Raw genomic sequence first — 15220 nt, 5'->3', positions numbered from 1 at the left:
GAAAAAATTCCATGATTACGATTCTAATTTACAATTTTGAGGTCTTGGTCTTGATTCATCATTTTGAATGTTAAAATGATAAGAAAAAGTCCCTTCAGGTAATTCTTGACCGTCTTTGAGCATTAAAATGGAATGGTACTGTTGCAGATAATCCCCACAATTCTCACACCAACGTTGCTCTGTTTTATCCCAGAAAGCCGCCTGAAGATTATCATGACATTTACAACTTGGTAAAGTCGTTTTAAGAGATAACCATTCTGTTTTGTAGAAAGAGAAAGCATCCTCAAAATACTCAAAACATTTTTCTTCTATAATATCTTTTTGCCAATCTTTCAAGAACCACCACGGCTCCCAATCCCCATACATTTTTATCACTTGATACATTTAACACACTTCCTTACGGAATTTATTATATAAAAATTAAAAGCTTTTTAAAAAGAATTTGCTTATTTAGAATTATTATTATCAGCAAAATTCCGATAATAACAAGCAAAAAGGTCTGAGAATTTTCATCTCAGACCTTTTCATTTATTAGCATAAAATGTGAATTAACCTTATTCAGCATCTGTTGAAACAGTTGCTTCAACTGTTTCTGCTTCTTCACTTGTTTCAAGTTCATTAACAGCTTGTGGTTCAAGGTTGCGGTAACGAGCCATACCTGTACCAGCTGGAATGATTTTACCGATGATAACATTTTCTTTAAGACCAAGAAGATGATCTTTCTTACCACGGATAGCAGCATCTGTAAGAACACGAGTTGTTTCTTGGAATGATGCGGCTGACAAGAAGGAGTTAGTTTCAAGCGAAGCTTTTGTAATCCCCATAAGCACTGGACGTGATGTTGCAGGGATACCACCAGAGATAACAACATCTTTGTTAGCATCCGTAAAGTCTGCAATATCCATAAGTGTGCCTGGGAGAAGTTCTGTATCACCTGGATCCATGATACGAACTTTGCGAAGCATTTGGCGAACCATTACTTCGACGTGTTTATCACCGATTTCTACCCCTTGGCTACGGTAAACTTTTTGTACTTCAGCAAGAAGGTAAGTTTCAACTGATAATGTGTCACGAACTTCAAGGAGACGTTTAGGTTGGATAGAACCTTCAGTAAGTGGAGCACCACGGTGTACCTCATCACCAACAGCAACTTTCATGCGGGCAGTGAATGGTACCACGTATTCACCCATACCAGTTTTACCTTGAACGTAAACTTTCTTAGTACGTGTAGAAGCATCTTCTTCGATGTCAACAACAGTACCTTTAACTTCAGTGATAACGGCTTCCCCTTTAGGATTACGAGCTTCAAAGATTTCTTGGATACGAGGAAGACCTTGTGTGATATCGGTATTTGACGCAACACCACCCGTGTGGAAGGTACGCATTGTAAGCTGTGTACCAGGTTCACCGATAGATTGAGCAGCAATTGTACCAACTGCTTCACCAACTTCAACCGCATCACCTGTTGCAAGGTTGACACCATAACAGTGACGGCAGACACCATGACGAGTGTTACATGTAAATACTGAACGGATTGTAACTTCTTCAACACCAGCTTTAACAATTTCAGCTGCCATATCTTCAGTAATCAATACATCTGGACCAACGATAACTTCGCCAGTTTCAGGATGTTTAACAGATTTCTTAGTGTAACGACCAACAAGACGTTCTTCAAGAGTTTCTGTTACTTCTTTACCATCAGTAATGGCACGAATAACAAGACCACGGTCAGTTCCACAATCGTCTTCACGAATGATAACGTCTTGGGCAACGTCAACCAAACGACGAGTAAGGTAACCAGAGTCGGCAGTCTTAAGGGCTGTATCGGTCATACCTTTACGAGCACCGTGAGTAGAGAAGAACATTTCCAAGACAGACAAACCTTCACGGAAGTTAGATAGGATAGGCAATTCCATGATACGTCCGTTCGGAGCAGCCATCAAACCACGCATACCGGCAAGTTGTGAGAAGTTAGAAATGTTACCACGAGCTCCTGAGTCCATCATCATAACGATAGGATTCTTAGGATCTTGTGTTTCAATCAGACGTTGTTCAAGTTCTTCTTTAGCTTCACGCCATGTTGTTGTAACAGCAACATAACGGTCATCATCAGTCATCAAACCACGACGGAAGGCTTTGTTGATTTGTTCAACTTTGCTGTGAGCTGCATCGATAATTTCTTGTTTGTTATCGATAACTGGGATATCGGCGATACCCACTGTCAAACCAGCAAGAGTTGAATGATAGTAACCAAGGTCTTTCAAGCGGTCAAGGAAAGCTGATGTTTCTGTTGTACGGAAACGTTTAAAGATTTCCGCAATGATATTTCCAAGATTTTTCTTCTTAAATGGTACATTGATTTCCAAGCTGTCAATAGCAGATTGAATATCTTGTCCTGGTGCCAAGAAGTACTTATCTGGCGTTTTTTCTGTTAGGTTAGCATTGTTTGGCTCTTGAAGGTAAGGTAAATCCTCAGGCATGATATCGTTGAAGAGAATCTTACCTACAGTTGTAACCAAGATTTTATGTTTCTGTTCGTCAGTCCATGGTTTATTTGGCATGCTATCAACGGCAATACCCACACGAGTATGCAAGTGAACATAACCATTGCGGTAAGCCATAACTGCTTCATCACGGTCTTTGAAGATCATTCCTTCACCTTCACGACCTGGTTCTTCCATAGTAAGGTAGTAGTTACCAAGAACCATATCTTGAGATGGTGTTACGACTGGTTTACCATCTTTAGGGTTAAGGATGTGTTCTGCGGCAAGCATAAGAAGACGTGCTTCAGCTTGTGCTTCTTCAGAAAGTGGTACGTGGATGGCCATTTGGTCACCATCGAAGTCGGCATTGTAGGCTTCACAAACAAGTGGGTGAAGACGAAGTGCTTTACCATCAATAAGGACTGGTTCGAAGGCTTGGATACCCAAACGGTGAAGAGTCGGTGCGCGGTTAAGAAGCACTGGGTGTTCTTTGATAACTTCTTCAAGAATATCCCAAATACGTTCATCACCACGTTCAACCATACGTTTAGCTGCTTTAACGTTACCAGCATAGTCACGCGCAACGATTTCACGCATTACGAATGGTTTGAACAATTCGATAGCCATTTCACGTGGCACACCACATTGATACATTTTAAGTGTTGGACCTACGGCGATAACTGAACGTCCAGAGAAGTCAACACGTTTACCAAGCAAGTTTTGACGGAAACGACCTTGTTTACCTTTAAGCATGTGGCTCAAAGATTTAAGAGGACGGCTACCAGGACCAGTGATTGGACGACCACGACGACCGTTATCGATAAGAGCATCAACAGCTTCTTGCAACATACGTTTTTCATTTTGCACAATGATACCTGGGGCATTCAATTCAAGCAAACGAGCCAAACGGTTGTTACGGTTGATAACACGACGGTAAAGGTCATTCAAGTCAGATGCAGCGAAACGTCCACCATCCAATTGAACCATTGGACGAAGATCTGGTGGAATAACTGGCAAGATGTTAAGTACCATCCATTCTGGTTTGTTACCAGATTTGTAGAAGGCATCGAGCACATCTAAACGACGGACAGCTTTGATACGTTTTTGCCCTGTTGCTGTTTTCAATTCTTCCTTAAGTTCAGCGATTTCAGATTTCAAATCAACGCGCTTAAGAAGATCTTGGATAGCTTCAGCACCCATTTTCGCAACAAATGAGCCTTGTCCGTATTCTTGTAATTTTTCACGATATTCACGCTCAGTCAAAAGTGATTTTGGTTCAAGCGGAGTATCTTTTGGATCGATAACTACGTAAGCAGCGAAGTAAATAACTTCTTCAAGAGCACGTGGACTCATATCAAGAGTAAGTCCCATGCGTGATGGAATACCTTTGAAGTACCAGATGTGTGATACTGGAGCTTTCAATTCGATGTGTCCCATGCGTTCACGACGAACTTTAGCACGTGTTACTTCAACACCACAGCGGTCACAAACAATTCCTTTATAACGAATACGTTTATATTTACCACAAGCACATTCCCAGTCTTTTGTTGGTCCAAAGATTACTTCATCAAAAAGACCTTCACGTTCTGGTTTGAGCGTACGATAGTTGATTGTTTCAGGTTTTTTAACTTCACCATAAGACCATGAACGGACTTTACTTGGTGAGGCTAATGTGATTTGCATACTTTTAAAACGATTTACGTCAACCACTAGTTTTACCTTTCTTTATTGTTCTTTTGAAAATAGCAGAGCTACTTTCTAACTTGTCACGACTTACAAACTTTTTGTCTGCAAGACATTATTTATCGTTATAGGACTCATTCAAACAATCTGACTAGGAAAGGCAAGGTTGGCTTGCACTTTCCATGTCTAAATTGTTGTTTCCTATTATTTATTTTCTTCAGCAGAAACTTCTACTTTTTCAGCAGATTCAGTTTCTTGTTTTTGACGAGCTTTTTCAAGGTCATCAACGTGCATAACATCGTCGTCTTCACCTTCATCAAGATCACGAAGTTCTACTTCGTTGTCATCTTCATCAAGCACACGCATATCAAGACCAAGTGATTGCAATTCTTTAACAAGCACTCGGAATGATTCTGGTACACCTGGTTTTGGAATTGGTTTACCTTTAGTGATAGCTTCATAAGCTTTAAGACGTCCAGTCACATCATCTGACTTGTATGTCAAGATTTCTTGAAGGACATTTGATGCACCATAAGCTTCCAAAGCCCAAACTTCCATTTCACCGAAACGTTGTCCACCAAATTGTGCTTTACCACCAAGAGGTTGTTGTGTAACAAGTGAGTAAGGACCAACTGAACGAGCGTGAAGTTTATCATCAACCATGTGGTGAAGTTTGATCATGTACATGATACCAACAGAGACACGATTATCAAATGGTTCACCTGTACGACCGTCATAAAGAACTGTCTTAGCGTCGCTATCCATACCAGCTTCACGAACAGTATCCCAAAGGTCTTCTGAAGTTGCCCCGTCAAAGACTGGAGTTGCAATGTGAATACCGAGGTTACGAGCTGCCATACCAAGGTGAAGTTCCATAACTTGTCCGATATTCATACGAGATGGCACCCCAAGAGGGTTCAACATGATATCAACTGGAGTTCCGTCTGGAAGATATGGCATGTCTTCAACAGGAACGATACGAGAAACAACCCCTTTGTTTCCGTGACGACCGGCCATTTTATCTCCGACTTTGATTTTACGTTTTTGTGCAATGTAAACACGAACGAGCATGTTGACACCTGATTGCAATTCATCACCGTTAGCACGTGTGAAGATTTTAACATCACGAACAACACCGTCTCCACCGTGTGGCACACGAAGTGATGTATCACGTACTTCACGAGATTTATCACCGAAGATTGCGTGAAGAAGGCGTTCTTCAGCAGAAAGGTCTTTTTCACCTTTAGGTGTTACTTTACCTACAAGGATATCACCTTCTTTAACTTCAGCACCGATACGGATAATACCCATTTCGTCAAGGTCTTTAAGAGCTTCTTCACCAACGTTTGGAATTTCGCGAGTGATTTCTTCAGGGCCTAACTTAGTATCACGTGTTTCTGATTCAAATTCTTCCAAGTGAACTGATGTGTAAACATCTTCTTTAACAAGACGTTCGCTCATGATAACGGCATCTTCATAGTTGTAACCATCCCATGTCATGTAGGCAACGATTGGGTTTTGACCAAGTGCCATTTCACCTTTTTCCATAGAAGGTCCATCAGCAATGAAGTCACCTTTTTCAACAATATCACCAACTTTAACAAGTGTACGTTGATTGTATGCTGTACCTGAGTTTGAACGACGGAATTTAGTAATGTGGTAAACATCAAGTGAACCATCTTCACGACGAACTTCAACTTTTTCAGCATCTGAGAAAACTACGCGTCCATCGTGTTTAGCGATAACAGCGGCACCAGAATCGTGAGCTGCTTGATATTCCATACCAGTACCAACATATGGTGCATGTGGGTCAATCAATGGCACCGCTTGACGTTGCATGTTGGCACCCATAAGGGCACGGTTTGAGTCATCATTTTCAAGGAAAGGAATACATGCTGTCGCAACGGCAACTACTTGTTTAGGAGAAACATCTACGAAGTCAACGATGTTTGATGGGAATTCTTGGTTATTACCTTGATGACGTCCCATAACGATTTCTTCAGCGAATGTTCCATCTTCGTTAAGTTTTGAGTTAGCTTGCGCTACTGTGTATTCATCTTCTTCATCGGCAGTCAACCAAACAATTTCGTTTGTAACCACACCAGTAGCACGGTCAACTTTACGATATGGTGTTTGGATGAAACCATATTTATTAAGATGTCCGTATGTTGACAAGTTATTAATCAAACCGATGTTAGGTCCTTCAGGAGTTTCAATCGGACACATACGACCATAGTGAGTGTAGTGCACGTCACGAACTTCATAACCAGCACGGTCACGAGTCAAACCACCAGGTCCTAAGGCTGACAAACGACGTTTGTGAGACAATTCAGAAAGTGGGTTGTGTTGGTCCATGAACTGTGACAATTGAGAAGAACCGAAAAATTCTTTAACAGCCGCAGTTACAGGACGAATGTTGATGATTTGTTGTGGTGTCAACACTTCATTGTCTTGAACTGACATACGTTCACGAACATTACGTTCCATACGAGCAAGACCAATACGGAATTGGTTAGCAAGCAACTCACCAACGGCACGAATACGACGGTTACCAAGGTGGTCGATATCGTCAACTTTACCAAGACCTTCAGCAAGGTTAAGGAAGTATGACATTTCAGCCAAGATGTCTGCTGGTGTAAGCGCACGCGCTTTATCATCAGGATTGGCATTACCCACGATTGTAACAACGCGGTCTGGGTCAACTGGTGACACAACTTTGAATTTTTGAAGAACAACAGGTTCAGTGACAACAGCGTAATCATTTGGTGTGTAAACAAATTTGTTAAGGTCACCGTCTAATTGTTCAGCAATTGAATCAATCACGTCACGTGTCATTACTGTACCAGCTTCAACAAGAATTTCACCAGTTTCAGCATCAACCAAGTTTTCAGCAATGGTTTGATTCAAGAGACGAGTCTTGACGTTAAGTTTTTTATTGATTTTGTAACGTCCAACAGCTGCCAAGTCATAACGACGTGGGTCAAAGAAACGAGCTACAAGCAAACTACGTGAGCTATCAGCTGTTTTTGGTTCACCTGGACGAAGGCGTTCGTAAATTTCTTTAAGAGCTTCGTCAGTACGTGAATCTGCTGGATTTTTGTGAATATCTTTTTCAATAGTATTACGAACGAGCTCGCTATCACCAAAGATATCCATGATTTCATCATCACCTGAGAAACCAAGCGCACGTACAAGTGTTGTAAATGGAATTTTACGTGTACGGTCAATACGTGTGTAAGCAATGTCTTTTGAATCTGTTTCTAATTCAAGCCAAGCTCCACGGTTAGGAATTACAGTTGAACCGTAACCAACTTTACCGTTTTTATCAACTTTATCGTTGAAATAAACACCAGGAGAACGAACCAACTGAGAAACGATAATACGTTCACCACCATTGATGATGAATGTACCCATTTCGGTCATGATTGGGAAATCACCGAAGAAAACTTCTTGAGTTTTGATTTCTCCTGTTTCTTTATTAATCAAACGGAAGGTTACAAAAATAGGTGCTGAATAAGATGCATCGTGGATACGAGCTTCTTCAAGCGTATATTTAGGCTCTTTTAACTCGTAACCAACAAATTCAAGCTCCATAGTATCCGTAAAGTTTGTAATCGGAAGTACATCTTCAAAAACTTCTCTCAATCCATTATCCAAGAAGTCTTTAAAAGAATCCGTTTGAATTTCAATCAAGTTAGGTAAATCAAGAACTTCCTTGATTCTTGAAAAGCTACGACGTGTACGGTGTTTCCCGTACTGAACTTCATGTCCTGCCAAGTTTTTTACTCCTTCATTAAAATACAGAGGTCAATAAATGTCACATAACCCGATTCCCTTCATTTTGACGAGAATCATCATTATTTTTCATCTTGACCTTTATAGTTAGGCTGCTCGTTAAAACACCCTGCCAAGTGTGTCGTTGATGTGAATTTTTAGAATCTTTAAATATAGGTTACAACTCCTATTTTTTCTAAAATTAGGCACAAAAAGAGCAGCTAAATCTGACCAATAAAAGTGTGATTTAACTGCTGTAAACCTTAGTTGGACAATATTTCAACTAAAGCAGACGACAAATAGTCGTTAATATTATACCTTATTTTTTCAATTTTTGCAAGTATATTAGTTGCTGCTACTTGTTGTGATAGATGAATTACTCAACAAACTTTCCCAAGCTTTTGTATAATCACTATCTGTACCACCAATAGCAAATTTATAAGTCATTGTACCCGCACCATTCTTAGCCCAGTAACTTGTCGTTGTTTCACCACTCACAGTAAGCGAACGACCATTGACCGTCACCGTACCAGGCTGTAAACCTGTTGCTTTAAGAACAGTTGATTTGATAACACTTGAAGACAAACTATATTTCTTATCAACACCTAAGACACTTGAATCAGCATTGTAGATAGCATTAACCAAATAAGCCATGTACTGCGCGTTATAAGTATGTCCTGCTGCATCAGGTAAAGAAGTATTGTCGTCATTACCTGCCCAACCACCAAGCGTTACTTTCGGTGTTGATAGCACAAGCCACACGTCTGTATAATTGTCAGTTGTACCGGTTTTACCTGTCCAATCCGCACTAGCGGCTGTCGCATTTAAACTCTTTAAATCTGCATAAAATTTTGTCGTACCACCACCAGTGATAACTTCTTTTAATAACTGATTTAAAATGCTAGCCGTTGCTTCAGAAAAGACACGTACAGGATTAGCTTTATGTTGATAAATAACATTGCCTTGACTATCTGTGATACTGTCAACCATGTAACCTTTCAAGTAAACACCACCATTTGAAATCATTTGGTAAGCATTAACTTGTTGAAGAACCGTTGTCTCAATTCCTCCACCTAAAGGCAAGCTTTCAATAGAATAATCATCAATATCATATCCCATTTTCTTCATATAAGATTCAACATCAACGTCATCATTGAGCAACATTTGATACGTCCAATAAGCTGGAATATTCCATGACGTATTCAAAGCTTCTTGGAGAGTAACCATTGCCGTTCCTTCTTCACTACCGTGCATGATTGACTGACCACTAGAGAAAGTTGTCGGATAGTTAGATAACATACTAGCACTACCTAAAAGCCCTTGGTCAATAGCAATCCCATACGCGATAATCGGCTTAATACTTGATCCTGGTGACCTCGCAGTGTCAAACGCATGGTTGTTCTGGTTAGTTGAATAATCCCGTCCACCAATAAATCCTAGAATAGCCCCAGTTGAATTATCCATCAAGACATTACCAACTTCAACCGTTTCTGAGCTTCCTTGATCAAGCGTGCTACCGTATTGTGCTACGGTATTCTGCATGGCGTTATAAACATCTTTATCAATTGTTGTTTTGATGGTATAGCCACCCTGTTGCAACGCTTCTAAAGCCAATTTTTGGTAAGATTCCTTCGTTGAATCATTTTTTAATTCTTGTTCAGAAACACCATTTTGCTCAACCAAATAATCATACATGATATCCTGAGCCTCTTCTAAAACGGCATAATAAAGGAAATCATGTTCACTCGTTGTCGTTGATTCAGGTTGAATGAAATCCTGACTAACATCATAAGCCTTATATTCCTCATATTCAGCTTTAGTCAAATAGCCTGCGCGATACATATTATAAAGAACATCTTGCTGACGAGACAAACCATAAGCCATATCCTCCTCGTCTTTCAGCTGCCCTGCAGCTGTGTACGGAGAATAGACAATCGGACTTTGTGGCAAACCAACTAAAAATGCCGCTTGTGGAATTGTCAAATCACTGGCTGAAACGCCAAAAATACCTTGCGCTGCTTCTTCAATCCCAGCAATATTTTCACCTTTATTATTACGTCCGAATGGAGAGACATTAAGATAATCAGTCAAAATCTCATCTTTACTCAAATAACGTTCTAGCGCCAATGCGTAGATAATTTCGCGTGATTTACGTTTAAAGGTTGGATCGTCTCCCAAAATTTGCTGTTTAATCAACTGTTGCGTAAGAGTTGACCCACCACTTGTCTCACCCAAACCAAGCACTGAAGCTAAGGTTGCACGAAAAACAGCTTTTGGAACAACACCATCATGGCTCTCGAAATTTTCATCCTCAGTCGCAATAATGGCTTTTTTAACATTGTCTGAAATAGCGTCGCTTTCAACAGGTGTTCGCAACAAATCAGTATCAATACTTGCAATCGAACTACCATCAGAATACGACATCTCTGAAATCCTAGTCAGAGATGTTACCTGACTAACCAGACTTTCCTTGCTAGGAACTTTGACAGAATCAATCTGACTTGCAAGATAACCAAAAGCTATCCCCGCCCCTAACATCCCAAACAGGATGATAATAATATAAAAAAAGTCGGTTAATAATTTCACTGTTCTTAAAACAACCGAACCCAAATCTATAACACTAAGTTTCTGGTGATTTGTTTTTTTCTTTTTCTTGTTTCTCTTAAACATTCTAATACCTCATTAATATTATACCAAACTTTGATAAAGCTTGCATAGAAGTACCGCTTTTTGATATAATAGCCTGTAAACTACAATATATCATTGGGGTAGATTTAGCTTAGCTAGAAATTACTATCAACCTCAAAATTTTAAGTAAGGAGAAAGCTCGTGAACATATTCGAAGAACTCAAAGAACGTGGCTTAGTTTTTCAAACGACTGATGAAGAAGCCCTTGTCAAAGCATTAACAGAAGGGCAAGTATCCTATTATACTGGTTATGATCCTACAGCTGATAGCTTGCACCTTGGTCACCTAGTTGCTATTTTAACATCACGCCGCCTTCAATTGGCAGGGCATAAACCATATGCTCTTGTTGGAGGAGCTACTGGACTTATCGGTGACCCATCATTCAAAGATGCTGAACGCAGTCTTCAAACTAAAGAAACTGTTGACGGCTGGGTAACTAAGATTCAAAATCAATTATCACGTTTCCTTGATTTCGAAAATGGTGACAACAAAGCCGTTATGGTAAACAACTATGATTGGTTTGGTAATGTCAGCTTCATTGACTTCCTACGTGATGTCGGAAAATACTTTACTGTCAACGCTATGATGAGTAAAGAATCCGTTAAAAAACGTATCGAAACTGGTATCTCATACACTGAATTCGCCTACCAAATCATGCAAGGTTACGATTTCTACGAATTAAATGACAAATACAACGTTACCTTGCAAATCGGTGGTTCAGACCAATGGGGAAATATGACTGCTGGTACAGAGTTGCTACGCCGCAAAGCTGATAAAACAGGTCACGTCATGACCGTACCACTCATCACTGATTCAACAGGTAAAAAATTCGGTAAATCTGAAGGAAATGCTGTTTGGCTTGATGCCGACAAAACATCTCCATACGAAATGTATCAATTCTGGCTCAACGTTATGGATGACGACGCTGTTCGCTTCTTGAAAATCTTCACATTCCTTTCACTAGAAGAAATCGCTGAAATCGAAAAAGAATTCAACGCAGCTCGTCACGAACGTTTAGCACAAAAAATCTTAGCACGCGAAGTTGTCACACTTGTTCACGGCGAAGAAGCTTACAAACAAGCCCTTAAAATCACTGAACAACTTTTCGCTGGAAACATCAAGAGCCTTTCAGCAAAAGAATTGAAACAAGGTCTAAACAACGTTCCTAACTACGCTGTTCAAGCCGACGATAACCGCAATATCATTGAAGTTCTTGTAGCCGCAAAAATCTCACCATCAAAACGTCAAGCACGTGAAGACGTTCAAAATGGTGCCATCTACATCAACGGTGAACGTATCCAAGATTTAGATTACACACTTTCTGACGACGATAAAATCGATAACGAACTAACAGTTATCCGTCGCGGTAAGAAAAAATACTTCGTGTTAACATACTAATTAGCACAATCTTTACAGGCACCATTGGGTGTCTGTTTTTTATCACAACAAAAAAAGAGGGAGAGCCCCTCTTTTTTTAGCTATTACGATGAAAAATCATATTAAATAAATTCACCAAAAGGAAAATTCCCACAAAAATAACCGTAATGGTTGCACTCGCAGGTGTTTCCCAGTAGTAAGAGGTGATAATACCAGCTACCATACCGATAAAACCAACGATTACACCAATAAGAATGACCGATTTAAAATTCTTCCCCAAGCGCATAGCAATACTTGCTGGCAAAACCATAATCGTTGAAACCAAAAGAGCTCCAGCCGCAGGAATTGTCAAAGCAATCGCAATCCCTGTCACAATATTAAAGAGAACAGACATTAAACGAACAGGCAGACCATCAACAAAAGCTGTCTCCTCATCAAATGTCAAAATATACATTGGTCTAATAAATAAAATCGTTAGAAGCACAACAACAACTGCAATGGTAAATAGCGCAATTACCTGTTCCATATTTATCGTAATAATCGAACCAAACAAATATTGATCCAAATTAACACTACTACCATTTTCAGACTTACTCGTCACAATCAACGAAATCGCCAAACCAAGTGACATTAAAATAGCTGTTGAAATTTCAACATAATGCTTATAAACCGTCTGCAAATACTCCAAAATAACCGCAGCAATCGTGACAACAAGAATCGTTGACCAAGTTGTTGAAGTCCCAAGCAAAATGCCTAAGGCAACACCGGCCAAAGAAACGTGGCTAAGCGTATCACTCATTAAACTTTGATGACGTAAGATAAGGAAAATTCCTAAAATCGGGGCAAAAATACTAATAGCAATTACTGCCATAATAGCACGTTGCATAAAATCATAAGAAAATATTTCAATCAACATCAACAGCCCCTTTCACATCAGTACCATGCACATTAAAACAACGCCATGGCGTCTTTTGATTACGTATCAAATGAATGTTACGGTCAGCATAATGTTTTACCTCATCTGGATCATGAGTAATCATCAAAACAGATTTTCCATGTTTATGCGCACTATGATGCATCAACTCATAAAAAGTTTCTGTCGTTCCAGCATCCATACCAGTAGTTGGTTCATCCAAAATAAAAATATCAGGATCAGATGCAAAAATTCTAGCAATAACAACACGCTGTTTTTGCCCACCTGACAAGCTACCAATTCTCTTATGACGATTTTCCCACATGCCAACAGATTCTAAGCTAATTTTGACATGCTCATCATCATGCTTGGTCAGACGACGAAACCAACCATTCCTTGGATAACGCCCTGATTTCACAAATTCATAAACCGTTGATGGAAAACCTGCGTTAAAACTCGCAATTTGCTGTGGCAAATAAGCAATGCGGAGCTTCTTACCCTCTTTATTCGTTTTTGAAATAGTTACTTGACCACTCTTTGGTGTCAAAATACCTAATGTCGCCTTTACCAACGTAGATTTGGCAGCACCATTTTCACCTGTTAAAGTGACAAATTCTCCACTATCAAGATGATAGTTAATTCCTTCTAAAACTGGCTCACTATCATATTGAAAAGACAAATCTTCTACAGTAATATATCTCATTCTCGCCCTTCTAACTCATCTGAAAAGACCTTCAAAAATCGTGCAATAACGTCTTGTTCATCCTCAGAAAACTGGTTAAATAAATTTTTGTAAACAGCCAATGTTGCATCATGATGATGAGTATGCTCTTTGGCAACTGGCTTAGCAATGTCTGTCAATTCAAAATAAGTCACTCGCGCATCCTCTTTATTTTTCACAGACGCTAACATTCCTTGACTCACCAAATACTTAATTGCCTTCGTTACCGCTGCCTGACTAATATTCAAACGTTTTGCCAAATCAGAATTTGTCAAACGTTCTTGTGACAGAAGCATTAAGATATGCTCTTGAGTATTCGTTATGGCAACACCACTCTGACAATCACCAAACAACAATTCATGCTGATTTTCTGCTTTCAACAAAATTTGATTTACTAACTTATCTACTTGCTTCTCTAGCTGCATATTTCACACCTCATTTCATTAACCAGTTAATTATATCAAAAACTAAAAAAAGAATCAATGACTTGACTCTTTCCTCTATAAAATACGAACCTTGTAAACTTCCTTACAAAAGCCACGCATACTATTGACCAGACGATCGGCTTTTTTTTCCGAACGACACAAAGCATAAACTGTCGGACCACTTCCCGTCATCAAAGCAACATCTGCTCCACAATTCATCATCCGATCCTTGATTTTTTGAATAAATGGCTTGCGCTTAATGGTAATATCCTCCAAAGAATTTCCCATATATGCAATCATTTTTTCGTAATCCTTAGCAAGCACCGCCTCTCGTAACGAAGCGATATCTACACGTGAAATCGTCTTACAATCAATTTCAGGAAAAACCGTACGTGTTGAAACACCAAACTCAGGTTTCACTAAAACAACCCAAGCTGATAATTGATAATCAAGACATTCTACAATCTCTCCCTTACCAGAAATACACGCACAACCTGCCTCCAGACAGTACGGAACATCACTCCCAATTTGAAATCCAACATCAATCATTTCATCCTTAGAAAGATTAAGCTGCCATAATTTATCCAAAGCTCGAATTGTAGCAGCAGCATCTGTTGAACCACCACCCAGGCCAGCACAAATAGGAATTGATTTTTTCAACTCAATCTTAACCCCTGAATCAATCTGATAAACCTCACGAATCAATTTAGCAGCCTTAAAAACGTCATTTTTATCATTCAAGGGCATTTTATGATTATTAGACTCAACCACAATCTCACTTCCATCAATTTCAGAAACCGTAATATAGTCATTCAAATCAACACTAACCATAATCATAGATAAATCATGATAACCATCCGGTCGTTTTCCAATAATATCTAGCCCCAAATTAATCTTAGCTGGTGCCTTCTCAATAATAGCCATTCAATAATCCTTTTAAAATATTACATCTATTATATCAAATAATTTTAGAAGATAACAAAAATATCCACATTCTTCCCAAAAGCCATAAATTTTTAACATTACGAACATCATCACCCAAACATTATTCAATGATATATATTCCTTCTTATCTAAAGTCAATCATATTTCAGTCTTAAGAACATATTATATTTTAAAATTAAACATTAAAAAGCGAGAACAAAAGTTGTTCTCG

General features: G+C 39.3%; 9 protein-coding genes. 1 reads left to right on the top strand and 8 read right to left on the bottom strand.

What is annotated here, in order from left to right; genetic code table 11:
- Positions 1-15 precede the first annotated feature (15 nt).
- From BTR42_RS00630 to pbp1b, 4 genes are all read right to left on the bottom strand, one after another.
- A complete protein-coding gene (locus tag BTR42_RS00630; RefSeq protein WP_074658936.1) occupies positions 16-384 on the bottom strand; it encodes a DUF1033 family protein in 369 nt (122 codons plus the stop codon).
- A gap of 170 nt (positions 385-554) precedes the next feature.
- On the bottom strand, positions 555-4193 hold the full coding sequence (gene rpoC, locus BTR42_RS00625) for a DNA-directed RNA polymerase subunit beta' (RefSeq protein ID WP_012961326.1): 3639 nt from the start codon (positions 4191-4193) through the stop codon (positions 555-557).
- Between the two features lie 177 nt (positions 4194-4370).
- Positions 4371-7943, bottom strand: a complete 3573-nt coding sequence (gene rpoB, locus BTR42_RS00620) for a DNA-directed RNA polymerase subunit beta (RefSeq protein ID WP_039695584.1) — start codon at positions 7941-7943, stop codon at positions 4371-4373.
- Positions 7944-8285: 342 nt separating this feature from the next.
- Positions 8286-10610 carry a penicillin-binding protein PBP1B gene (gene pbp1b, locus BTR42_RS00615; RefSeq protein ID WP_077495919.1) on the bottom strand — a complete coding sequence of 775 codons (2325 nt, stop codon included), beginning with the start codon at positions 10608-10610 and terminating at the stop codon, positions 8286-8288.
- A gap of 159 nt (positions 10611-10769) precedes the next feature.
- On the opposite strand from pbp1b, the gene tyrS reads away from it, so the two are divergent.
- A complete protein-coding gene (tyrS, locus tag BTR42_RS00610; protein ID WP_077495917.1) occupies positions 10770-12026 on the top strand; it encodes a tyrosine--tRNA ligase in 1257 nt (418 codons plus the stop codon).
- A 76-nt stretch (positions 12027-12102) separates the two neighbouring features.
- On the opposite strand, the gene BTR42_RS00605 is transcribed toward tyrS, so the two are convergent.
- The 4 genes from BTR42_RS00605 to ispE all read right to left on the bottom strand — a co-directional run bounded on the left by BTR42_RS00605 (position 12103) and on the right by ispE (position 14988).
- The gene (locus tag BTR42_RS00605) at positions 12103-12921 is read right to left on the bottom strand and encodes a metal ABC transporter permease (protein WP_077495915.1); all 819 of its coding nucleotides are present in this window, start codon (positions 12919-12921) and stop codon (positions 12103-12105) included.
- On the bottom strand, positions 12911-13621 hold the full coding sequence (locus BTR42_RS00600) for a metal ABC transporter ATP-binding protein (RefSeq protein WP_009853222.1): 711 nt from the start codon (positions 13619-13621) through the stop codon (positions 12911-12913). The genes BTR42_RS00605 and BTR42_RS00600 overlap by 11 nt, the downstream gene beginning before the upstream one ends.
- Entirely contained in the window at positions 13618-14064 is a 447-nt protein-coding gene (locus BTR42_RS00595; protein ID WP_039695577.1) for a zinc-dependent MarR family transcriptional regulator, read from the bottom strand. The genes BTR42_RS00600 and BTR42_RS00595 overlap by 4 nt, the downstream gene beginning before the upstream one ends.
- Before the next feature lie 75 nt (positions 14065-14139).
- Positions 14140-14988, bottom strand: a complete 849-nt coding sequence (gene ispE / locus BTR42_RS00590) for a 4-(cytidine 5'-diphospho)-2-C-methyl-D-erythritol kinase (RefSeq protein ID WP_061459301.1) — start codon at positions 14986-14988, stop codon at positions 14140-14142.
- Between the last annotated feature and the right edge of the window lie 232 nt (positions 14989-15220).

Source organism: Streptococcus gallolyticus subsp. gallolyticus DSM 16831 (assembly GCF_002000985.1).
Lineage (GTDB): Bacteria > Bacillota > Bacilli > Lactobacillales > Streptococcaceae > Streptococcus > Streptococcus gallolyticus.
Note: the sequence above shows the minus strand (reverse complement) of the source record. Positions and strands in the feature narration are given on the sequence as shown.